This is a genomic window from Hyphomonas sp., from assembly GCF_041398385.1.
GTDB lineage: Bacteria > Pseudomonadota > Alphaproteobacteria > Caulobacterales > Hyphomonadaceae > Hyphomonas.
On sequence record NZ_JAWKUW010000001.1, the window covers coordinates 382429 to 402304 of the forward strand.

Genomic DNA, 19876 nt, shown 5'->3' on the forward strand with positions numbered 1-19876 from the left:
AATGACGTCAAACCCCTTCTGCAACAGAGCCGCCTTCCGGCGTCGCGCACCCGCAGCCGCCACGGCAGGGGGTGCATTGCCGATGCGCGGGAATGCTGCGACTTTCCGGGCACCGATTCGGGGAGTTTCCGGCATGTTTCGCTTTCCAGTCTCCGTTCTGGCCGCGCTGGCGGGCCTATTCGCGGGCCCGGCCCTGGCACAGGCCTCTGACGAGTCAAATCTCGCCGTCCAGCTCAAGGCCGGCGAAACGCGGACGATTTTCGTCTCGGGCAATGGCGCAACCCTGCCGGTCTTCAGCGTCTGCCTCGACCGGGTGAACGGCAAGACCGTGTATCTCCACATTGCGGAGTCCAGCAACCAGCTTGCTGTCGGCGTCAAGCAGGTGCTGCCGGAAGGGGGCTGCCTCTTCGCCTCCGGTCGCATCCTCTATCTCAGTGCCGACGAGATGAACAAGGAACCGGGCTTTGAAGGCGCGACGGCCCTGATCACCGTGTCCCTCACCGGGCACTGACCGGCCCTGCCCGCGAATGGGCGTGATGCCGGCGTGAAAGCCCGGATAAAGGACGCCCACGGACGGACGTGACGTCTCACCAGTTCAGCACAAGTGCCACTGTCGCATAATCTTCGCCACCTCTGCCGACGATGGAAAAGTGATCGCCGGCGTTATACCGCAGCGAACCAAATCCGGCCTGCTGATCGCCGAACAGATACCCTCCGCCTATGCTCAGCTTGTCCCCAAGGTCTGATTCGCCCGTGACAGTGCCACGCCAGGCAACATCGGGGGCACAATACGCGTCATCAACGAATCTGCCATTTGACGAATCGCGGCAACGGTCTTGTCCGTTCGAGAAGGTATCGTCATAGTACTGATCATCGGTATTTTCATAAAATACCAGATTGGCAGGCGAAAATCCGAGTTCGACAACCGGCAGCACCTTGTAACGCGCGCCAATTTCCAACTCCACACCTGTGCGGCCTTCAAAGGAATATCCCAGCGCCGCATAGCCAGACCATCGGTCCTCTTGCGTCACCGAAGCCTGTGTTTCTACGGCGGCCGCCCCTTCTTCAAACGAAGCAGCGGCGGCAATCAGCATCAACCTCTTCATGAATCTCTTCCCAGCGAAATGTTCGCTTAAGTTGATTCTCCTGCAAAGAAAATTACCCCGCCACGGTGCGCGGGTGTGAGGCGCGCGCCATGGCGGGGCAAAACGGGACGCTGGTGTGACGGCATCCCTGTGGGAGGGCGCGCGGGGTTTCGGGGGGAGGCCCCACGCGCAGCGGCTGCCGTGCCAGACACGGTCGCCGTGAAATAAATGGCCAGATGTGTCCCCACCCAGCCGGCAATCGCACCTTTCAGCCGGGAACCTGCCGGTTCCGCCCCTGGCCGGGAGCCTTCAGAAAACACACATGTCGGGCGGCCCCCACCGCCCATTCAGTGAGGCACAAAAAATCCGGCCATGCAAGCGTTTTTCTCGCTCTAGTAGAGCGTCATCAACGCGGCGGCGTCATAATCGCGCAATTCGGAGGTGCGCCCTTCCTTCACCTTGGTCGCCCAGTCCGGATCCTGGAGGATCGCCCGGCCGACGGCGACGAGGTCGAATTCGCCCCGCGCAAGGCGCGCTTCGAGGTCGTCCAGCGAGCGCTGGCCCGATCCCTGGCCCTGGAACGCGCCGATGAAATCACCGCTGAGCCCCACGGATCCTACAGTGATCGTTGGCAATCCGGTCAGTTTCTTGGCCCAGCCCGCGCCATTCAGGCCATCCTCACCGTCGATCTCGGGGAACTCCGCCTCCCAGTAGCGGCGCTGGGACACGTGCAGGATGTCGACCCCCGCATCGACGAAGACTTTGAGAAAGTCTTCCAGCGCCTGCGGGGTCGTGGCGAGGCGCGCGGTGTATTCCTGCTGTTTCCACTGGGAGTAGCGAAGGATGATCGGCATGTCGGGGCCAACCTTCTTGCGGACCTCGCGGATGATGTCGCCCGCAAAGGTCGCGCGCTCCGGCAGGCTGCCGCCATAGCGGTCGGTCCGCTTGTTCATCACGTCCCAGAAAAACTCGTCGATCAGATAGCCATGCGCGCCATGGATCTCGACACAGTCGAAGCCGAGCTTCTTCGCCTCGCCCGCCGCGTCGGCATAGGCCATCACCATGTCATCCACCTCGGCCGTCGTCGGCTCGGGCATGACCTGCTTGCCGGTATGGGTGACTCCCGAGGGGCCGTCGGTCGGCGCGTCAGGCTCAGGGCCGGAGCCCGGCTTGCGCATCATGCCCTGGTGCCAGATCTGCGGGGCGATGTGGCCGTGATTGGCGTGCACCGCCTCGACCACGTTCTTCCAGCCGGCCAGCGCGTCCGCCTTGTAGAAATTCGGCACGTTCGGATCGTTGGAGGCCCCGCCCCGGCGCACGGTCGTGCCCTCGGTGACGATCAGGCCGACATCGGCCGCAGCCCGTCGGGCATAATAGTCGGCCACGTCCTGGCCCGGCACCCCGCCCGGCGACTTCGAGCGTGTCATCGGCGCCATAACGATCCGGTTCGGAAGGTTCAGCGATTTCAGGGCGAAAGGGGTAAACAGCGGGCTCGTCATGTGGGCTCAGCCTCCTCAGCGTATGACGGCCAGAGGTGGCGTCGGGGGCGTGCCGCGTCAACCGTTGACGTTGGGTAGAGGCCCTGCTCATCCCCCATTCGCCGTCACCGGAGCCTTCCCGTAGCCCCACCGTAGGATTTTCCGGAGTGTCAGGGGCGATTCTGTCCCCGGGTTAATCTGAGGTTCAGCAGCGCACCGACTCAATGGATCACAGTTTGAAACCGGTCGGATTATATGCGCTCCTTTCTCCTCTTCCTCATCGCCCTTCCCCTGCTCGCCGCCTGTGCGACGCCTGGCTATGACTACACGGCCCGCATGGTGCCGACCTTCCCGGAGGCGGTGGATTACCGCGATGTCTCGGTCGGCCAGTTCCGCGGCCCTGCCGGCGAAGTTGCCGAGGCGGAGTTCGCGAAAATGCTCGACGAAACCACACTCGACGGCGCGTACTGGTTCGGAATCGGCGGCCCGGAAGACCGCCGCGGCTATTATGAAGGACGGGTCGATATCAACAGCTGGGAAGCGGAAACCCGGTTTGAACGCGACCGGGAATGCGTTGAATTCGATGGCATTTTCGATTGCGAGCACCGGGCAATCGTCGAGTCGGAATGCACCGAGGAGACCGTGGAAGTCACCGTCACCGCAACCCTGCGCGACGCAGAGTCAGGCCAGCGCGTCTTCACCCATACCCAGGGCGGCGGCGCCAACCGGGAAAGCTGTGTCGATGTCGCCACCTATGAGGATGACGGGCGCGAACTGGGCGTCTGGCGCGACCCGCTGCACACCTCCTACTCGGCCTGGGATGCGCCTTACGGCATGGTGGCCGATGCAACCATCGAAGCGGTCCGCCGCTTCCGCACGGACATTGCGCCCTATGATGCAACGGTCCGCGCGGAAATCATGACCAAGGGCCTCATCCCGGAAGAGCAGAACGATCCACGTTTCGCCGCCGCTGTCGAAGCGACCAAGCAAGGCCAGATGCTTGGCGCCTGCGCGCAGTGGGATATGCTGGGCAAGGACTGGCCGAATGCCCCGGCCGTGCTGCACAATCTCGGCGCCTGTGCCGAGGCCCGCGGAGACATGGCGACGGCGCAGGCCCGCTATGCCCGTGCGGCGGAAATCGCAGCCGCCATCCCCCTTCTCAAGGACAAGCAGGCCCAGCCGATCTTCTCGGCCCTCGAACGCGTCTCGGGCCGGCGCATGGACGATCTGTTCCTGAACGGCCCGCCCCCTGCGGACCAGATTGTGCCGGATGACGAAGCCCCGGCTGCGGGGTCCTGAGGCCTAGAAAAAGGCGACGTGGTTGAGGATGCCGCCCTTGTTCGCGGCCTCGGTCAGGACGCCCCAGGCCATGCCTGCGCCGAAGGAAATCACGCAGAAGACGAGTTTGGCTGCAATTCCACGCATGGGCGAACTCCCGGTTTTGGACTTTCCTGTCCGGGGAGCTGCAAGGTGGGGGCCGGAGGCCTAGTCTTCCGGATTTTCCTTTAATTTATGGGCATCTGTCAGCCGCGCGAGTTTCTCGGCGCGGGCAGCGTCGAGGTCTTTCTCCGCCTTGCTGCGTCCGAATTTGGCACGGTTTTCCTTCGCCTTTTGTGCCTTTTCGACCCTGGCCTTGGCCTTGCGCGCCTTGTTGAGATTGATTGGCGTCGTCATCGGGCACCCTCAGTCGAATTCGGCAAGGCGCGCATCGAGGCGCGCCTTCACGGCCGGCCACTCGGCCGCGAGGATGGAGAAGATCACCGTCGAGCGCAGATAGCCGGAGGCAACGACGCGATTGTCCCTCAGCACGCCCTCCTTCACCGCGCCCAGCTTCTTCACGGCCGCCTGCGAGCGCAGGTTCCGCTGGTCGATATTGAACTGGACCCGCACCGCCCCGGCATCGAAGGCATTGCCCAGCATCAGCCGCTTGGCGGCGGGGTTGATCGCGGTGCCCTGTGCATCCGCCGCATACATGGTCATGCCGATCTCGACATTTTTCGACTGCCGGTCAGGCCCGAGATAGGTCGTGATCCCGGCAAACCGGCCATCGGGATGCTGCACCCGGAACGGGATCAGGAAGCCGTCGCCCGTGCGCCGCTCGATCTCGCCCAGCCAGTAGCCGATCCAGTCGGCCGGCGGGGCATAGTAGGGCCAGGTCGCGATCCGCTCGCCCAGCGCCTCCGCCATGGCGCGGAGCGCGCTGCCGTCCCGGCTGACGTCGAAGGGCACCAGCGTGACATGCCGGTCTGCCAGTTCGGCGGCGGCGAGGTCCATGGCCAGCCTAGTCCTTGTGGGTGTCCCGCCACTGTTCCATCGCAAGCGAAATGGCGAAGGTCTCGCGGTATTTCGGGCTGGAGGCCGGACGCGGCGGCTTCGACGAGGTCAGCGCCATGATCTCGGCCAGCTTGTTGTGCGCCGCGCCGGACTGGCCCGCCCCGATATAGGCGTGCAGCTCGACCAGCGCCGAGGACAGCGGATCGTGCGCGCGGATCACGAAATAAGGCTCGTCCTGGGCCAGCTTCGCCAGCACATCGAATTCGGACGGATTGGCTTTCGAGCCGACGGGCGGTTTGGACATGGGGCTTAGGCCTTTCTGGTCAAAGGTGATTCTTTCGGCGCCAGTCTATGCCAACCGGCGTTTCGCGCCACCGCGGCATTCATTCCCCCGGTTCTTCCATAATTTCGTAGAGATAAGCCTCCGGATACATGAGGAAATCCCGGGTCAGGCGCACATGCTCCAGCGTGTCCCACGTCACCTGCCGGGGCCCATCAGGCGTCATCTCGTAGATCCAGGCGTCGGGATAGGCGAGGATCATCGGTGAGTGCGTGGCGATCACGAACTGGCTGTCTTCCTTTACCAGCTCGTGCAGCCGTTTCAGGAATGCGATCTGGCGTGGAGGCGACAGGGCGGCTTCCGGCTCATCAAGCACGTAGAAGCCGCGCCCCCCGAACCGGTTCCGGAACAAGGCCATGACGCTTTCGCCATGCGACTGGCTGTGAAGCTTTCGGCCCCCATAGCGTTCAAGCGTGCTCGCAGCATCAAGAAAACTCGCCTGTGCGTACAGGCTCTCAGCACGCAGGAAATAGGAATCCTTCGGGCGAGATGTACCGCGAACCAGCTTCAGGAATTTGTGCAAACCGGAGTGCGTGTCCTGCGTACTGAACCGATGGTCTCGGCTGCCACCTTCGGCATTCAGCCCCGCCGCTATGGCAATCGCTTCGATCAGGGTCGACTTGCCCGAGCCGTTCTCGCCCACGAGGAAGGTCACCTTCTCGTGCAGTTCCAGCGTTTCCCAACTGCGCACGGCGGACAGGTTAAAGGGATAGGCATCCTCCTGCCACCCCTCACCCCGCGCCTGCACGACATCCATGACATAACCGCCAAAGTCGATTGCGCGTCGCCCGCCCATACTGCCCTCATCCATCTCCGGCTTGAAGAAACCAGAGATGGAACGGCGAGGCCAGCGAAGTTTGCGGGCGGCGCGACAGATCAGCCGAAGAAGGTGCCCTGGCCGGGCGGGGCGGGCTTGCGGCCCTTCATCATCGGGTGGGGATCGAAAAGGCCCTGGTACATCGGGTCCAGCAGGTAGTCGGGCCGCCGGGCGGTGATGCCCCGGCTGCCGGCGACCTGCAGGGCGAGGTGATTGCGGTCCATGCGCCGCAATTCATCCTCGCTGAAATCGCCGAGCACCTGGGCGAGGTCCGAGGCCATCAGGTGGTTTGGCACCCCGAACACCTGCAGGGCGGCGGAGTTGGTCAGCACCGTCTGCCATTCCTCCGGCAGCATCCGTTTGATCTGGGCGAGATCCTGGAAGAAGGCCCAGACCCGGACCCCGTAGGACCGGGCCAGCGTGTAGACCATGGGCAGGAGGCCGAAATCCCCGAGCTGGGCACACTCATCGATGGCGAAGAGCGTGCGGTGCTTCGGCAAATCGCCCTCCCGCGACAGGACGGCTGAGAGCAGCGAAGCGGTCCAGAGGCGGAACAGGGCCGCATGGCTCGCCAGTTTCGACGGCGGCACGACGAGATAGATCGTCATCGGGTCGCCACGCGTCACCGCCTGCAGGTCGATGGTCGAGCAGGTGATGGTGCGCTGCGCCGCATCCGAGGCGATGACGGAGAAATAGCTGCAGGCGGTGGCATGGATGCCCGAGCGGCAGCGGTCCTCGGTCTGCAGGAAGCTCCTGATCTCCTCGCGGGCGAAGCGGTGGATCTTCCCGGCCTTCGAGTTGAGCAACACACTGAGGCCGAGGGCCGTATCATCCGCCTTGAGATACCGCCTCGCCTTCAGCAGCGTCCGGTCGGCCCCCTCGTGCAGGCTGGCGACCGCCGAGATCACGCCGGCGGAAAGATCATGCGCCCGGATGTCCCAGAACGGATCGGGCAGGCTCATGTTCCCGCCGGAGAGCTGCTTGGCGATTTCCATGGCCAGCGAGGACGGCTCGATCCCCGGAATGTCAAAAGCGTCCAGGGGATTGAGGCTGTCGCTTTCCTCCGACACGACGCCGAACGGGTCGATGACGTGGACCTCCTGCCCCATCTCCCGGCGCCGCCGCGCCGTGACGCGGCAGGCCTCCCCCTTCGGGTCGATGACGATCGCCGGCCCCTCATAGGTGAGGAGGTTCGGGATCAGGGCGCCCCGGCCCTTGCCCGCTCCGGTCGGCGCGATGGTGATGACATGGCCCTCCCCCTCCAGCCAGACCGGTGCCCCGGCCCCTGCAGCCGGACCGGCAGAACCGCCGAAGCCGATGGGAGCGGCAGCGTCTTCGATCCGGTAGCCGAGGAGCAGCTTGTCCCCGGCACCGGCGGTCGGAATTTTGGGTTTGCGCGGCGCGGCGCGCGGCGGCTTTTTCTTTTGTGTCGAGTTGGTTTTTGCTTTTTTTCCTTGTTCCGGAAGCGGATCAATGCCCGGCAAGTTGTCCATTCTGGTCCCCTCGCAAAAAGCGGACACCTTTATCAGCACGCAGAAGGCGTCTCAATGTACGAATTGGGGCAACTTTGTGAAATCTGGGCAATCCAGACTTAAAGTCAGCCTACTGATCAATTGTAATTCGCAGCCATTTATGCAGGTTTCGAAATTTTCAGGCGCACAAATAATCCGGCCGGTCAGAGACCGGCCGGATACAAACATATATTGATATGCTGAGGGCTGAATATCAGCGCGTATCCGGCCCTTTCGGTCGCGAACCGAAAATTCGCGGCGCGCGCCTAGTGCCCACCCCCGAAGGCACCGGTGCGAACCGAATAGTCCACGGCAAGTTCGTAGTCCGGGTCGTCATCGGAATCGACCATCAGTTGCCCGGCCTTGGTCAGCAGCTTGTGGCAATCGCGCGAAAGATGGCGCAGGCGGAGCGTCTTGCCGAGCGCCTCGTATTTCGCTGCCAAATCCTCGATCGCCTGCAGGGCCGACTGGTCGACCACGCGCGAGCGCATGAAGTCCACGATCACGACATCCGGGTCGCTCTCCGGATGGAACAGCTCGGCGAACTTGTCGGTGGAGGCAAAGAAGAGCGGCCCCTCGATCTCGTACACATGCGCGCCCGGCGTGCGGATCGAATCGCGTTCGATGACGCGGATACGGGTCGCATTGCTCCAGGCATAGGCGAGCGCCGAGACGATGACGCCGACGATGACGGCGGTGGCAAGATCGTAGGCGACGGTCACGCCGGTCACCAGCACGATCACAGCCGCATCGGTGAGCGGGATGCGCGTCATGATGCGCAGGCTGTTCCAGGCGAAGGTGCCGATCACGACCATGAACATGACGCCGACCAGCGCCGCGAGCGGAATCTGCTCGATCAGGCTGGAGCCGACGAGAATAAAGGCCAGCAGGAACAACGCCGCCGACAGACCGGAGAGACGCGTGCGTCCGCCGGATTTCACATTGATCATGGACTGGCCGATCATGGCACAGCCGCCCATGCCGCCGAAGAAACCGGTGATCAGGTTCGCGGTGCCCTGCGCCATGCATTCCTGGCTCGCCCCGCCCCGCTTGTTCGTCATTTCGCCGACAAGGTTCAGCGTCAGCAGGCTCTCGATCAAGCCGATGGCGGCAAGGATCAGGGCGTAAGGCAGGATGATCTTCAGCGTCTCGATATTCATCGGCACCCTGGGAATGTGGAATTGCGGCAAGCCGCCTTCGATGGAGGCCATGTCGCCGACCCGCGGCACGTCGAGGCCAAAGCCGATGACGACGGCGGCGACGATTGCGATGCCGGCCAACGGCGCGGGGATGGCTTTGGTAAGCTTGGGCAGGCCCCAGATGATCGCCATGGTGAGCGCCACGAGCGCCAGCATCAGGATGAGCGGCATACCCGACAGCCACACACCCCCGACCATGCCATGGCCCGCTGCTTCTGCGGACCCCGGCACCTGGAACTGGCCCAACTGAGCGAGGAAGATCACGATGGCGAGCCCGTTCACAAAGCCCAGCATCACCGGGTGCGGAACGAGGCGGATGAATTTCCCCATCCGGAAGATGCCCGCCAACAGTTGGAGAATGCCCATCAGGACGACAGTGGCGAACAGGTATTCGATGCCATGCTGGCTGACGAGGGAGACCATGACCACGGCCAGCGCGCCGGTTGCGCCGGAGATCATGCCCGGCCGCCCGCCGATCAGCGCCGTCACCAGCCCCACGATGAAAGCCGCATAGAGGCCCACCAGCGGGTGCACATGCGCGACAAAGGCAAAGGCCACGGCTTCCGGCACCAGCGCCAGGGCCACGGTCAGCCCGGCCAGAAGGTCGGTCTTGATCTGGGCAGGCGTGTAGGCCTTGAAATCGGGCTGCGAGAGGCCCTGCGCGCCGATCCGTTCGGCGAACGCTGCAAATGTCGATTTTATCACGGGATTTTCGTCAGTTCTGTTGGAGGAAGCTGGCTACACCCCGCCCTATGGCCGCGTTAGTCTCGCGGCGCAACAGATGCGGTGAGGAAATGGCTGCGGTGCCGACTAGTTTCCGAAAAACAACCGCGAAAGCGCACGTGATATCTCGTATTCGTGTGGCAGCAGGTGCCCGATCTGCTCCCCCAAAGCAGCGCGACGAATACCTGCAAGAAGATGCGTACCAACAAGCCAGGCCTCGCCGTTGAGACTGACTTCCGGCGTGACGATTTCGATCGGCCTCGCCGATCCTGCGGGATAGAGCGGCGCCGCCAGCACGAAATCGCCTGTGTCCATATCCGGGTACTGAAGAACGACCACGGGCGGCCGCGTCCCGGTCAGACGAAAGACAGCCAGTCGCTGCACGGCCTAGAACGCCCGGATCCCGTCGGACCACAGCCCTTCCCGCTCCACCAGATCGTTCCAGCTCTCGATTGCTTCGCGGTTCTCTTCGTTCCAGCGGCGGATGCGCTCAGCTTTCACGGCGTTTTCGATGGCTTGGCGGGCCACTGCTTCGGCATCAATGCCGTAAATAGCAGCTTCTACCAGAAGTTCTGGTTCGGATTTCGAAAGCAATCCGGAAAACTCAGTCCGGTCCTCGGAAACAGAGCGTTGTTTCTGTTCTCTCTGGTCCAAACCAAGCAGCTCAGCGGCAGTCACGGCGCCTTTTGTCATCAGTTCTATGCGCTTTGCAAAATCACGCCCCGGAAAAGATTTTCCGTTTTCTATCAAAGACAAATAGCTCTTGTTGGTTGCCAATACCTCGGCAACCTGCTGCAGGCTCAGGCCTTGGGAATTGCGCCATTCTCGTAGTTTCATCGCCCGAAGGTTTGCATATCACAAACCCTCGGGCAAATCGTTTTTAGCGCGGATCCGGGCCGATCATTTTCTCCGGGCGCACGATGGCGTCGAAGTCTTCGGCCGGGATGCCGTCCTTGATGGCTTCCTCGCGCAGCGTGGTGCCGTTCTTGTGGGCGGTCTTGGCGATCTTGGCGGCGCGGTCGTAGCCAAACTTCTCCTTCAGCGGCGTCACCAGCATCAGCGAGTTCTTCAGGCCCTTTTCGATATTGTCGAGGCGCGGCTCAATGCCGACGACGCAATTGTCGGTGAAGCTGATCGCGGCGTCTGCCAGAAGGCGGACGGACTGCAGGAAGTTGTAGGCCATCATCGGGTTGAACACGTTCAGCTCGAAATGGCCCTGGCTGCCGGCAAAGCCGATGGCGGCATTGTTGCCGTGGATGTGCGCGCAGACCTGGGTCATCGCTTCGCACTGGGTCGGGTTCACTTTGCCCGGCATGATCGACGAACCGGGTTCGTTTTCCGGCAGCGCCAGCTCGCCAAGTCCGGAACGTGGACCTGAGCCGAGGAAGCGGATGTCGTTGGCAATCTTGAAGCAGGACATGGCGACCGTGTTGATTGCGCCATGTGTCATCACCAAGGCGTCATGCGCGGCGAGTGCCTCGAACTTGTTGGGCGCGGAGGTGAAGCCGAGGCCGGTAATGGCGGCAATCTTCTCCGCCACGAGGTCCGCAAAGCCCTCGGGCGAAGCGAGACCCGTACCGACGGCCGTGCCGCCCTGCGCCAGTTCCATCAGCATGGGCAGCGTCATCTCGATGCGGCTGATGCCATTCGCCACCTGCTGGGCGTAGCCGGAAAATTCCTGGCCGAGCGTCACCGGCGTCGCGTCCTGCGTGTGGGTGCGGCCAATCTTGATGATGTCCGCCCAGGCCTTCGCCTTGGCATCGAGGGCGGCGTGGAGGTGCTTCAGCGCCGGGATCAGGCGATGAACCGTCTCCTCGGCGGCGGCGACGTGCATGGCCGTCGGGAAGCAGTCGTTGGACGACTGGGACATGTTCACATGGTCGTTCGGGTGGACCGGCTTCTTGGAGCCCTTCTCGCCGCCCATGATCTCGATGGCGCGGTTCGAGATCACCTCGTTCGTGTTCATGTTGGACTGGGTGCCCGAGCCCGTCTGCCACACGACCAGCGGGAAGTGCGCGTTCAGCTTGCCCTCGATCACTTCGTCTGCAACGTCGACGATCACCTTGCCGAGCGCCGGATCCAGCTTGCCGAGGTCCATATTGGCCTGTGCGGCGGCCTTCTTGACGATGCCGAGGGCGCGGATGATCGGCTCAGGCTGTTTTTCCCAACCGATCTTGAAGTTTCCGAGGCTGCGCTCAGCCTGCGCGCCCCAATAGACGTCGTCGGCGACCTCGATCGGGCCCATCGTGTCGGATTCGGTACGGGTTTTGGCCATGGGGCGGGCTCCTTGATCTGCTGGCAGCGGGACTAGCCCCAAGACCGCCCGCGATCAACTACCCCCGCCGCCGCAATGCCGCCTATTCCGCGACGCTCCAGTTGCCTTCGGCGTCCTTCACGATGTGGGTTACCGTGTAGGGGTCGAAATCCGGCAGGTCCTGGCCGAGTTGGAAATACCACTCATAGCCCTGGCGGACTTCCCAGTATTGCGTCGCGTCCTCGTCGAGGCCCCAGTCGCCGCAGGCGGCAACCGGCTCGTCTTGGGGCATCGCCGCGCGCTCTTCCGCTGTCGGGGCGATAACCAGCGCATCTTCCGGCCAGCCATCCACACCCGCGGGGCGGATTTCGCACTCGATGTCGCCGTTTTCGTTCACGTCGTTAAGGATGTCCTCAATATGCCATTGCGGGTTCTCAGGCGGCGAGACGAACAGGCGGATCACCTCCTCACCCCGCAGGGCATCGCCGCCGAGCGCCGACATCGCATATTCGACCGACGCAGAATGCGCCCCGCCGCTGACCTGCAGCGTCGTGGTCACGCCATCGCACACGGCCGCGCGGTAGAGCAGCGCTTCGGTGCCATCGCCGATCCAGGCCTCGTTCATCGCCCATGTGCAGCCTTCCGGCGGCTGCCAGTCTCCGGCAGGCTCCAGGTAATTGACGGAGCGGCCGACGCAGAGGCCGGTGATCGGAAAGCGCGGACCGTCGTCCGGACAGGATTCGGCGGCGTCCGCTGCGGCAGACGCGGCGACGGCCTCAGCCGGCGGCGGCTCGCCTTTTTGTACGCAGGCTGTGAGCGCCGCAGCAAGGCCGGCCGCCAGGATCACTGTGGTTCTCATGGATATCCCCTTTCCGGCATACGGACCGGCAGGACTCTCCTGCCATGCGCCGCTGTCGCCGGCAATCTTGAGCTTTGCTGGCGCGGAATTGTGGCTGGGGATGGGTATTGTCCGGGCGGGGTCGCCCTTCCCGGCGGCTTCGTCTATGCAGGACCCAATACCCGCAGCACGGGGAGGCCGGCATGGAAGACTATCTGGACAAGATCCTGCACCCGGAAGTGCTGTGGACAGTCTTCGGCGCTTTCGTGCTTGGCCAGATCATGTCAGGCGGCCGGCGGCGTAGCGGCGGCAACAGTCTTTCGCCGACACCGCCCTCGCCCGAAGAGGTCAAGGCGGCGCTGAAGAAGGTCACCCTGTCGAAATGGATGGAGATCGACGCGGAACTGGACGCCCGAAAGAAGATCAGGGCGATCAAGCTGCTGCGGGAAGCCACCGGATTGGGCCTGAAGGATTCCAAGGAAGCCGTCGAGGCGCGCCTCCGCAACCGGGGCATGTAGCGCCTGTGAACGAGGGCTGGGTCCGCTCAGGAAAAGTCCAGGCGCGCATCACCGAGGAGGGTGCGCTGGAAGTGCGCTGCACGGGCCTCACCACGCAGACCAAGTATTACAAGACCCTGCTCAAGGAATTCTTCCGCAAAGACTTTCCGCCCCTGCGCCCCGGCTATGGCGAATATTCCGTGCACATCATGATGGAATATACCGGCGACCCGCCCTGGATGGACCTCGACAATCTCGCCAAGGCCCTGCTTGATTCGCTGACCGGCAATGTCTTCGACGACGACCACCAGGTCGCCCGCCTGCTGGTGGAGCGAAGGCAGGCGGAGCGGGAAGGCATCTGGCTGCTCGCCGAAGCACTCGGCTAGAACGGATTGAGCGTGTAGCCCTGCTGCTGGAGCAGCGCATGGGCCGTCATGGCGGAGAGGGCCATGGTGACACCGGGCAGCAGGTCGTCCGCTTCGATATCCTTTGCCGCAGCCGTCTGCCCGCAGAGCTGGATGCTGACGCCGGCAGCGGCCAGTTCGGAGATGAGGCCAGCATTCGGATTCGGCGTGCCGCGCGCTTCTTCTGTCAGAAGGTCCGCGGCGGCCGGGCCGTGAACCACGATGGCAACCGACATGTTTTCGACCGGAACGCCGGCAGCAGCCTGCATGTTGAGCAGCCGGGCAGCACTTTCGAGGTAGCGATTGACGCCGTCCTCAGGCCCAGCGTCGGAGACATCGAACGCCACCCTGAAGGAGGCATCCGCCGGCAGCTCAGCGCCCGGCACGGACACGAACTTGCCGTAAGACGGTACGACGGTACCGGGGCCAAAGGCATCCATGCCAGCAAGGGCAGGCATGGCGAGGGTAAATGCGGCAATCGCGGCAAGGGCAGGTTTCAGCATTGGAGGTCTCCTCTTTGGCGCCAGCCTATGCGCCGTTCTGCCTCACGTCGAGCGCCCGGCTGTAGGGGGAATCCCCTAATCCGGCCGAAGAAGCCGTCTGCTAGAGACCCTGTCATGAAACAGGGTTGGACCACATTCGCGACGCGGCAGGTTCCGCGCTATACGAGCTACCCCACCGCCGCAGATTTCGGGCCGGCTGTGGCAGAACCGGAGGCCCGCAAATGGGCGCGGGCCGTCGCGCCGGGCGAGCATCTGTCGGTCTACATCCATGTGCCGTTCTGCGAGAAGCTCTGCTTTTATTGCGGCTGTGCGACCAGCGTTCCGAATGGGTATGCCCGGATCGGCAATTATCTTGAGACGCTGCACAAGGAGATCGACCTGTGGGCCGGCGCGCTCGGACCAGACCATGGCGGCATCGCTCATCTGCATTTCGGCGGCGGCTCGCCGAACGCGCTCTCACCCGAAGACTTCAAGGGCCTTGCCGACCATGCGTGCGCGGCTTTCGGGAAGCGGCAGAATGCCGAAATCGCCGTCGAGGTCGACCCGCGGACCATGACGCCGAAATTCGTGGAGGCCATGGCCGCCGCCGGCGTCAGCCGCGTCAGCTTCGGCGTCCAGACGCTTGCGCCGAAGGTGCAGGAGGCAGTCGGCCGGATTCAGCCGCGTGAATTGCTCGTGGACGGGATCGAGCGCCTGCGCGCGAGCGGCATCCACGCGGTCAATATGGACCTGATGTACGGCCTGCCCCACCAGACGATCGACGATGTCGTCGAAGCGGCGGAGTTCGCGGCGGAAATGGCGGCTTCACGGGTATCGCTGTTCGGCTATGCACATGTGCCCTGGTTCGCCAAGCATCAGGCCGCGATTGACGAGGCCGCGCTGCCCGGCCTCGAAGCCCGGTTCGAACAGGCCGAAGCCGGCGCCGAAGCGCTGGTCCGCAATGGTTTCCATGCCATCGGGCTCGACCATTTCGCAGAAGCCGGAGACCCGCTGAGCCGCGCCGAGCGCCATGGCAAGCTGCGCCGGAATTTCCAGGGCTATACCGACGACCCCTGCCAGACGCTGGTGGGGATTGGCTCAACCTCGATCTCCCAGTTCCGAGAGGGGTACGTCCAGAATTTCAAGGACCGCAACGCCTGGCGCGCCGCCATTGAGGATGGCCGTCTGCCCTCCGAACGCGGCGTGGTCCTGACCGATGACGACCGGTTGCGCGCCCGCGCGATCGAGAAACTGATGTGCCAGCTTTGGGTGGACGTCGACGAAGTGTGCCGTGAGATGGGGGCTCATCCCGGCGCACTTTCCGACGCCCTCGAGACGGCGCGCTTCCTTCAGGCGGCCGGCCTGTGCCAGATCACTGGCCATGTCGTGACCGTGCCGAAGGAAGCGCGCCTGTTGCTCCGCACCGTTGCCCAGTGCTTCGACGGCCGCTTCAAGCCGGTCGAGGCGCGACACGCGAAGGCTGTCTGAAGCGCCGGCTAAGTGTGCGGGTGGGTCCAGAGCAGATCAAACAGGCGCCGCCATAAACGGCCGGTATCGCTATCCGGCCGGAACTTGACGATCCGGTTGCGCATCGAAAGCCGCTCTTCATTGTAGGGATTCACGTAGACACCCGAGTCCGTGATGATGATGCGGGCAAAATGGGGCATGTTGAACAGGCGGACGTCTTCAATACGGCCATCTTTCTGGTAGGATTTCAGAACCTTGATTGCCGCTGCCAGTTGCGCAGAGAGGGTGCCCTCTCCATAGGCAATATCGATCTTCCTGAGATAGGACTCGTTCACTGCCGTCCAGTCGATCACATCCGGCGACGCATCGGGACACGGGAGCAGGATCCGGACCGTGACATTGTGTGCCGCCGGATTGCGTTCATTTAGCAGATAGGCAAATGGCGGTTCAGCCTGCAGCTGTATCCCCCGTCCCGTCAGGAGGAATACGTTGCGCGTCCTTTCGAAATCGCGCTTGAGGTGGGCGTCCATGCTGCGGCGGTCTGCGAAAACACAGAGAACCTCGCTGCCCAGGACCCGGTTGGCGAGCCCCTGCAGCCACGCAGCGAACGAGACGAGCTGGCGCACCATCCAATTGCGCAAGGGCGTGATCGCCCAGGCTAGGATGCCGACAATGACCGCGCAGGTGGCCGTCGTGAAGAGCGCCCCGGCCCAGGTTGTCGGATCGAACAGCGAACTCCCGAAATCCACCTTCGCATTCCCCCGCCAGGCTGCTGTATGTACACATGCATGAACTTTCCACAGGCAGGCGCCGGGGTCCAGTTGCCTTTCCTGTGCGCATACCTGTGGACAGATGACGCAGAAGTGATCCTTCATCTTGCGTCATTAACGCTTCTTAAGCACTATATGTGGTGTTGATTATCCCGAAAAGACGACTCGATTTGCAAGGAGGCCACCATGGCTGGCGGACACACTGACAAGCCCGGACTGCTCACCCCGAGCCTAGCCTACAAGCCGTTCCGCTACCCGTGGGCGTATGACTTCTGGAAGAAGCAGCAGCAGGTCCACTGGATGCCGGAAGAGGTTCCGCTGGGTGAGGACTGCAAGGACTGGGCGGTTAAGCTCTCCGATGAAGAGCGGAACCTGCTGACGCAGATCTTCCGCTTCTTCACCCAGTCGGACGTCGAGGTCGGCGCCAACTACATGGAACACTACATGCCGCTGTTTAAGCCGGTGGAAGTGTCCATGATGCTGTCGTCCTTCTCCAATATGGAGACGATCCACATCGCGGCCTACGCCCTGCTGGAAACCATCGGCATGCCGGACAGCGAATTCTCCGCCTTCATGGAATACAAGGAGATGGCGGCGAAGCATGATATCTCGGCCAGTTCGTTTCAGACGAATGAAGACATCGCCGTCTCCATGGCCGTGTTCGGCGCGTTCACGGAAGGCCTGCAGCTGTTCGCCTCCTTCGCCATGCTGATGAACTTCCCGCGCTTCAACAAGATGAAGGGCATGGGCCAGATCGTCAGCTGGTCGGTGCGCGACAGTCGCTGCACTGCGAAGAGCATGTCGAAGCTGTTCCACACCTTCTGCGCCGAAACCAATTGCATGACGGACGAACTGCGCGAGCAGATCCGCGAATGCTGCCGCACCGTGGTGAACCTCGAAGACAAGTTCATCGAACTGGCCTTCGAAATGGGCCCGGTCGAAGGCATGACGGCGGACGACATCAAACAGTATATCCGCTACATCGCCGACTGGCGCCTCGGCCAGCTGAAGCTGGAGCCGATCTTCGGCGTGACCAAGCACCCGATCCCGTGGCTGACCGAAATCCTGAACGGGGTCGAGCACGCCAACTTCTTCGAACAGCGCGCCACGGAATATTCCAAGGGCGCCACCAAGGGCGACTGGCACGGCGACGATGGCGTCTGGTCGAAATTCGACCAGCGCGCGACCACGAAGAAAGACTCGGTTCCGGCTGAGTAAACCGGAAACGGACGAGCGACCCGGCCGGCATGAGCGCGCGAAGCGACATACTCGGCTGGGTCATCCGTCGCCTTACGGATATCGACGCCGCCGATCCGAAGAGCCGGCAGGCCCTGTTTTCTGACCTACGGGAACAGGTTGCGGAACAGGGTTTCGAAGGGCGTCCACCGGAAGACGCCCTGCCCCATCTCGAAAGCGCAATCGCAAGGCAGGATGTTTACTGGCTGTCCCAGCAGGAACCCGATGGCTCCGGCCAGCCGCCCGCTCCCGCTGAAAAAAACCTGCCCGACAAAACAATACCCAAGGGCCCGAAATGGGGCTGGCGGCGCTTCCTGCCCGTATCGCGCACGCCGCCCGGCCCGCATCCAGGTGACGCTATTGGTCCGTTTGCAGATCATGTCTATGAGACGGTTCTGCTCCTTGTGAAGGGGGTGGAGACAGAGTGCCGGCTGTCCTGGACTTACGATCCGGCCTGCACACTGACCGCCGATTGCGCGGACATCGGATTCCATTTCGAAACGCGTGCGTTCAGCTTCGCCCATGCGGTGGAGCACCTGAAAACCGTTCTCACGACCGGCGGCCTCAGAATGAAGGTTTCTGCCTTCATGACAGACGCGACATGGACGACAGACGCAAGAGACTGCGAAACCGTGCAGACTGGAACAGGCGCAACAGTTCACGCTTTTTCGCGCTCTTCAGACACGCCAGTTCAATGAGGCGATGCGCCGCTCGGTAAGATTACCGAGGTCTGCTGAATGTCAGGAAGCCGTCAGGCTCACACTGTTTCCTCGTCTTTAGAGGGGTGGCCAAGCGCGCCTCGCCCTGAACGCGTCGCGCGCAGCATCAGCAATGGAGATCAAAATGAAGATGCTGAAACTGAGACACCTGGGAATGACGGCAATCCTGGCTGGCGCAATCGCCATGTCCGGACTCCCTGCGCTGGCGCAAGGCGGCGGTGGTGGCGGCGGAGCGGGCGGCGGTGGTGGCGCTGGCAGCAGCTACGGGTCCATGACGGGAGACATGGATCGAGACCGCCTGCGCGACTAGACCGGCGATTACGACAAAGACCGGGATCGCCTGCGCACCTATGACCGCGACCGCATCCGAGATCCGGACCGCGACCGGCTTTATCTCGGCACGCAGGATCGCCTTCGCATCCATGACAAGGATTCCGACGGCATGATCAACCGGTCCGAATATGAAGGCTGGCATGATGACCTGTTCGGACAGATGGATGCCGATGGAAACGGCCTGACACTGCAGGAATACCATGCAGCCCGGTTCGGCCCTGGCCCTTACGCGGCAAAAGCGCCGGAGCAGCAAGCCATCATGCGTGAGCAGGCAAACCTGCGGAAGACAGAGCGGTTCCGTATCATGGACGGCGATGGCGATGGCATCGTCACGCGCAACGAGTTCATGAAATTCGGCGAGCATGCCTGGCTGGAAGCAGACACAAATGATGACGGCCGCCTGACCTGGCAGGAACTGAACCAGTACAACCGCGGCATGTAACAGGGGATCAAGCCATGAAACTCGGGAAAAGATGGGTATACGGATCAGTCGCGCTGGGGCTTGCCGCATTGACCGCCTGTGCCGGATACGGGCCCTACAGGCATTATGGCCCGCCCCCGTCCGGCGTTGTGTACATCTCGCAAACGCCGCCGCCGCCGCGCACGGTCATCATTCCGCCCCGTCCGACATCGCTGTCGGTCTGGATCGGAGGGTATTGGGACTGGAATGGCGCGGACTTCATCTGGGTTGATGGCCGGTGGCATCCCAACCCGCCCCGTGCCGGCGCCCGGTGGGTACCGGACCAGTGGGTGCGGACGGACAAAGGCTGGTATCGTCATCCGGGCCGCTGGAAGTAGGCAAACGCCCCATACCAAAAGAAAAAGCCCGGCCTTTGTCCCGGGCTTTTTTCATGATGGGGAAGTGAGGGGCTGCCGGTGGCCGCCGGCAGCCCCTCCAACGCTATTCCGGGAGGAAATGGTCTAGCGTTGTCCCAAGTCGGCCGTCTGGAGCCGCGCGGCCTGCGCGAACGCCGGAGCCGTCTCAAGGCCCTCATCTTCCTGCTTGCGCAGGATCTTCGTGGCTGCTTTGGCCATCACATCGTTGACGCAGGCTTTGTCGACCATCGGGCTGCGGCCGAGGCTGCGGGGCGTGGTGCAGGCATCCCTTGCCTGTTTACGCATCGAGTCGAGCACGACTTCTGCGCCGGAGTTGCTGGCCAGCAGCTCCTTGTCATACGCAACTGTCACCGAAATGGGGGTGAGGGTCTCGGCCGCGGCCACAAGCGGGAGACCGGCGGACAGCGCCGCGCCAATCAACAGGGATTTCATCATGGGTTCAGTCCTTCAGAGTTAGGGCACCCCATTCGGGGCGCCGGAAACTCCTCCCTCAGCCCGTGGCCTCGCACCCGAAAGCGCTACCGGAGCGCACGCAACCGGACTGCCGCCGGCCGCATGCTGGCCTGCCCCGAGGCGGCCACTTGCTGCACTGCAACAATCTTCTCGCACTCG

26 protein-coding genes are annotated in these 19876 nt (G+C 63.0%); 9 read left to right on the forward strand and 17 right to left on the reverse strand.

Annotated features, from left to right (window positions below):
• The first annotated feature begins 133 nt into the window (after positions 1 to 133).
• On the forward strand, positions 134 to 511 hold the full coding sequence (locus R3C13_RS01815; protein ID WP_371309084.1) for a hypothetical protein: 378 nt from the start codon (positions 134 to 136) through the stop codon (positions 509 to 511).
• A 76-nt stretch (positions 512 to 587) separates the two neighbouring features.
• Here the strand turns inward: R3C13_RS01815 and R3C13_RS01820 are convergent, their stop codons facing one another.
• Both R3C13_RS01820 and R3C13_RS01825 read right to left on the reverse strand, forming a co-directional pair.
• On the reverse strand, positions 588 to 1094 hold the full coding sequence (locus tag R3C13_RS01820; RefSeq protein ID WP_371309085.1) for a hypothetical protein: 507 nt from the start codon (positions 1092 to 1094) through the stop codon (positions 588 to 590).
• Between the two features lie 383 nt (positions 1095 to 1477).
• Positions 1478 to 2584 carry an NADH:flavin oxidoreductase gene (locus R3C13_RS01825; protein ID WP_371309086.1) on the reverse strand — a complete coding sequence of 369 codons (1107 nt, stop codon included), beginning with the start codon at positions 2582 to 2584 and terminating at the stop codon, positions 1478 to 1480.
• Positions 2585 to 2818: 234 nt separating this feature from the next.
• On the opposite strand from R3C13_RS01825, the gene R3C13_RS01830 reads away from it, so the two are divergent.
• Entirely contained in the window at positions 2819 to 3862 is a 1044-nt protein-coding gene (locus tag R3C13_RS01830) for a hypothetical protein (RefSeq protein WP_371309087.1), read from the forward strand.
• A 3-nt stretch (positions 3863 to 3865) separates the two neighbouring features.
• On the opposite strand, the gene R3C13_RS01835 is transcribed toward R3C13_RS01830, so the two are convergent.
• The 11 genes from R3C13_RS01835 to R3C13_RS01885 all read right to left on the reverse strand — a co-directional run bounded on the left by R3C13_RS01835 (position 3866) and on the right by R3C13_RS01885 (position 12540).
• Positions 3866 to 3988 carry a hypothetical protein gene (locus R3C13_RS01835; protein ID WP_371309088.1) on the reverse strand — a complete coding sequence of 41 codons (123 nt, stop codon included), beginning with the start codon at positions 3986 to 3988 and terminating at the stop codon, positions 3866 to 3868.
• A gap of 60 nt (positions 3989 to 4048) precedes the next feature.
• The gene (locus tag R3C13_RS01840; protein ID WP_371309089.1) at positions 4049 to 4237 is read right to left on the reverse strand and encodes a DUF4169 family protein; all 189 of its coding nucleotides are present in this window, start codon (positions 4235 to 4237) and stop codon (positions 4049 to 4051) included.
• A gap of 9 nt (positions 4238 to 4246) precedes the next feature.
• On the reverse strand, positions 4247 to 4837 hold the full coding sequence (locus R3C13_RS01845) for a GNAT family N-acetyltransferase (RefSeq protein WP_371309090.1): 591 nt from the start codon (positions 4835 to 4837) through the stop codon (positions 4247 to 4249).
• A 7-nt stretch (positions 4838 to 4844) separates the two neighbouring features.
• Positions 4845 to 5141 carry an aspartate decarboxylase gene (locus R3C13_RS01850; protein ID WP_371309091.1) on the reverse strand — a complete coding sequence of 99 codons (297 nt, stop codon included), beginning with the start codon at positions 5139 to 5141 and terminating at the stop codon, positions 4845 to 4847.
• Between the two features lie 79 nt (positions 5142 to 5220).
• Positions 5221 to 5973 (reverse strand): AAA family ATPase, encoded by a 753-nt coding sequence (locus R3C13_RS01855; RefSeq protein WP_371309092.1) that lies wholly within the window; start codon positions 5971 to 5973, stop codon positions 5221 to 5223.
• A gap of 80 nt (positions 5974 to 6053) precedes the next feature.
• Positions 6054 to 7487: a type IV secretory system conjugative DNA transfer family protein gene (locus tag R3C13_RS01860; protein WP_371309093.1), complete on the reverse strand. Its 1434-nt coding sequence runs from the start codon at positions 7485 to 7487 to the stop codon at positions 6054 to 6056.
• A 284-nt stretch (positions 7488 to 7771) separates the two neighbouring features.
• Positions 7772 to 9373, reverse strand: coding sequence for a SulP family inorganic anion transporter (locus R3C13_RS01865; protein WP_371309632.1), 1602 nt, complete (start codon positions 9371 to 9373; stop codon positions 7772 to 7774).
• A gap of 141 nt (positions 9374 to 9514) precedes the next feature.
• Entirely contained in the window at positions 9515 to 9811 is a 297-nt protein-coding gene (locus R3C13_RS01870) for a CcdB family protein (RefSeq protein WP_371309094.1), read from the reverse strand.
• A 3-nt stretch (positions 9812 to 9814) separates the two neighbouring features.
• A complete protein-coding gene (locus R3C13_RS01875; RefSeq protein WP_371309095.1) occupies positions 9815 to 10264 on the reverse strand; it encodes a type II toxin-antitoxin system CcdA family antitoxin in 450 nt (149 codons plus the stop codon).
• 43 nt (positions 10265 to 10307) lie between these two features.
• Complete coding sequence (gene fumC / locus R3C13_RS01880) at positions 10308 to 11702, reverse strand: class II fumarate hydratase (RefSeq protein ID WP_371309096.1); 1395 nt, start codon at positions 11700 to 11702, stop codon at positions 10308 to 10310.
• A gap of 82 nt (positions 11703 to 11784) precedes the next feature.
• Positions 11785 to 12540, reverse strand: a complete 756-nt coding sequence (locus R3C13_RS01885) for a hypothetical protein (RefSeq protein WP_371309097.1) — start codon at positions 12538 to 12540, stop codon at positions 11785 to 11787.
• Between the two features lie 182 nt (positions 12541 to 12722).
• Between R3C13_RS01885 and R3C13_RS01890 the strand changes: the two genes are divergently transcribed.
• Both R3C13_RS01890 and R3C13_RS01895 read left to right on the forward strand, forming a co-directional pair.
• Entirely contained in the window at positions 12723 to 13037 is a 315-nt protein-coding gene (locus R3C13_RS01890) for a ribosomal protein L7/L12 (RefSeq protein WP_371309098.1), read from the forward strand.
• 5 nt (positions 13038 to 13042) lie between these two features.
• Entirely contained in the window at positions 13043 to 13402 is a 360-nt protein-coding gene (locus R3C13_RS01895) for a RusA family crossover junction endodeoxyribonuclease (RefSeq protein ID WP_371309099.1), read from the forward strand.
• Here the strand turns inward: R3C13_RS01895 and R3C13_RS01900 are convergent.
• Positions 13399 to 13923 carry a DsrE family protein gene (locus R3C13_RS01900; RefSeq protein WP_371309100.1) on the reverse strand — a complete coding sequence of 175 codons (525 nt, stop codon included), beginning with the start codon at positions 13921 to 13923 and terminating at the stop codon, positions 13399 to 13401. The genes R3C13_RS01895 and R3C13_RS01900 overlap by 4 nt on opposite strands.
• A gap of 114 nt (positions 13924 to 14037) precedes the next feature.
• On the opposite strand from R3C13_RS01900, the gene hemN reads away from it, so the two are divergent.
• Entirely contained in the window at positions 14038 to 15390 is a 1353-nt protein-coding gene (gene hemN / locus R3C13_RS01905) for an oxygen-independent coproporphyrinogen III oxidase (protein WP_371309101.1), read from the forward strand.
• 8 nt (positions 15391 to 15398) lie between these two features.
• Here the strand turns inward: hemN and R3C13_RS01910 are convergent, their stop codons facing one another.
• A complete protein-coding gene (locus R3C13_RS01910) occupies positions 15399 to 16118 on the reverse strand; it encodes a hypothetical protein (RefSeq protein ID WP_371309102.1) in 720 nt (239 codons plus the stop codon).
• 207 nt (positions 16119 to 16325) lie between these two features.
• Between R3C13_RS01910 and R3C13_RS01915 the strand changes: the two genes are divergently transcribed.
• On the forward strand, positions 16326 to 17357 hold the full coding sequence (locus R3C13_RS01915) for a ribonucleotide-diphosphate reductase subunit beta (protein WP_371309103.1): 1032 nt from the start codon (positions 16326 to 16328) through the stop codon (positions 17355 to 17357).
• Between the two features lie 29 nt (positions 17358 to 17386).
• The gene (locus R3C13_RS01920) at positions 17387 to 18073 is read left to right on the forward strand and encodes a hypothetical protein (protein ID WP_371309104.1); all 687 of its coding nucleotides are present in this window, start codon (positions 17387 to 17389) and stop codon (positions 18071 to 18073) included.
• Positions 18074 to 18200: 127 nt separating this feature from the next.
• Here the strand turns inward: R3C13_RS01920 and R3C13_RS01925 are convergent, their stop codons facing one another.
• On the reverse strand, positions 18201 to 18518 hold the full coding sequence (locus tag R3C13_RS01925; protein WP_371309105.1) for a hypothetical protein: 318 nt from the start codon (positions 18516 to 18518) through the stop codon (positions 18201 to 18203).
• An 18-nt stretch (positions 18519 to 18536) separates the two neighbouring features.
• Between R3C13_RS01925 and R3C13_RS01930 the strand changes: the two genes are divergently transcribed.
• Positions 18537 to 18869 carry a hypothetical protein gene (locus tag R3C13_RS01930; protein WP_371309106.1) on the forward strand — a complete coding sequence of 111 codons (333 nt, stop codon included), beginning with the start codon at positions 18537 to 18539 and terminating at the stop codon, positions 18867 to 18869.
• 14 nt (positions 18870 to 18883) lie between these two features.
• Positions 18884 to 19225: a hypothetical protein gene (locus R3C13_RS01935; RefSeq protein ID WP_371309107.1), complete on the forward strand. Its 342-nt coding sequence runs from the start codon at positions 18884 to 18886 to the stop codon at positions 19223 to 19225.
• A 123-nt stretch (positions 19226 to 19348) separates the two neighbouring features.
• Here R3C13_RS01935 and R3C13_RS01940 read toward each other — a convergent pair whose 3' ends face one another.
• Positions 19349 to 19699 carry a UrcA family protein gene (locus R3C13_RS01940; protein WP_371309108.1) on the reverse strand — a complete coding sequence of 117 codons (351 nt, stop codon included), beginning with the start codon at positions 19697 to 19699 and terminating at the stop codon, positions 19349 to 19351.
• Positions 19700 to 19876: the final 177 nt, after the last annotated feature.

Coding starts and splice junctions, on each gene's coding strand:
- R3C13_RS01915 (WP_371309103.1), top strand. CDS start 16,326: ATGGCTGGCGGACACACTGACAAGCCCGGACTGCTCACCCCGAGCCTA.
- R3C13_RS01860 (WP_371309093.1), bottom strand. CDS start 7,487: ATGGACAACTTGCCGGGCATTGATCCGCTTCCGGAACAAGGAAAAAAA.
- R3C13_RS01855 (WP_371309092.1), bottom strand. CDS start 5,973: ATGGGCGGGCGACGCGCAATCGACTTTGGCGGTTATGTCATGGATGTC.
- R3C13_RS01890 (WP_371309098.1), top strand. CDS start 12,723: ATGGAAGACTATCTGGACAAGATCCTGCACCCGGAAGTGCTGTGGACA.
- R3C13_RS01940 (WP_371309108.1), bottom strand. CDS start 19,699: ATGATGAAATCCCTGTTGATTGGCGCGGCGCTGTCCGCCGGTCTCCCG.
- R3C13_RS01835 (WP_371309088.1), bottom strand. CDS start 3,988: ATGCGTGGAATTGCAGCCAAACTCGTCTTCTGCGTGATTTCCTTCGGC.
- R3C13_RS01935 (WP_371309107.1), top strand. CDS start 18,884: ATGAAACTCGGGAAAAGATGGGTATACGGATCAGTCGCGCTGGGGCTT.
- R3C13_RS01925 (WP_371309105.1), bottom strand. CDS start 18,518: ATGGATGCGAAGGCGATCCTGCGTGCCGAGATAAAGCCGGTCGCGGTC.
- R3C13_RS01815 (WP_371309084.1), top strand. CDS start 134: ATGTTTCGCTTTCCAGTCTCCGTTCTGGCCGCGCTGGCGGGCCTATTC.
- R3C13_RS01830 (WP_371309087.1), top strand. CDS start 2,819: ATGCGCTCCTTTCTCCTCTTCCTCATCGCCCTTCCCCTGCTCGCCGCC.
- R3C13_RS01875 (WP_371309095.1), bottom strand. CDS start 10,264: ATGAAACTACGAGAATGGCGCAATTCCCAAGGCCTGAGCCTGCAGCAG.
- R3C13_RS01930 (WP_371309106.1), top strand. CDS start 18,537: ATGATCAACCGGTCCGAATATGAAGGCTGGCATGATGACCTGTTCGGA.
- R3C13_RS01845 (WP_371309090.1), bottom strand. CDS start 4,837: ATGGACCTCGCCGCCGCCGAACTGGCAGACCGGCATGTCACGCTGGTG.
- R3C13_RS01820 (WP_371309085.1), bottom strand. CDS start 1,094: ATGCTGATTGCCGCCGCTGCTTCGTTTGAAGAAGGGGCGGCCGCCGTA.
- R3C13_RS01850 (WP_371309091.1), bottom strand. CDS start 5,141: ATGTCCAAACCGCCCGTCGGCTCGAAAGCCAATCCGTCCGAATTCGAT.
- R3C13_RS01825 (WP_371309086.1), bottom strand. CDS start 2,584: ATGACGAGCCCGCTGTTTACCCCTTTCGCCCTGAAATCGCTGAACCTT.
- R3C13_RS01900 (WP_371309100.1), bottom strand. CDS start 13,923: ATGCTGAAACCTGCCCTTGCCGCGATTGCCGCATTTACCCTCGCCATG.
- fumC (WP_371309096.1), bottom strand. CDS start 11,702: ATGGCCAAAACCCGTACCGAATCCGACACGATGGGCCCGATCGAGGTC.
- R3C13_RS01920 (WP_371309104.1), top strand. CDS start 17,387: ATGAGCGCGCGAAGCGACATACTCGGCTGGGTCATCCGTCGCCTTACG.
- R3C13_RS01840 (WP_371309089.1), bottom strand. CDS start 4,237: ATGACGACGCCAATCAATCTCAACAAGGCGCGCAAGGCCAAGGCCAGG.
- hemN (WP_371309101.1), top strand. CDS start 14,038: ATGAAACAGGGTTGGACCACATTCGCGACGCGGCAGGTTCCGCGCTAT.
- R3C13_RS01885 (WP_371309097.1), bottom strand. CDS start 12,540: ATGAGAACCACAGTGATCCTGGCGGCCGGCCTTGCTGCGGCGCTCACA.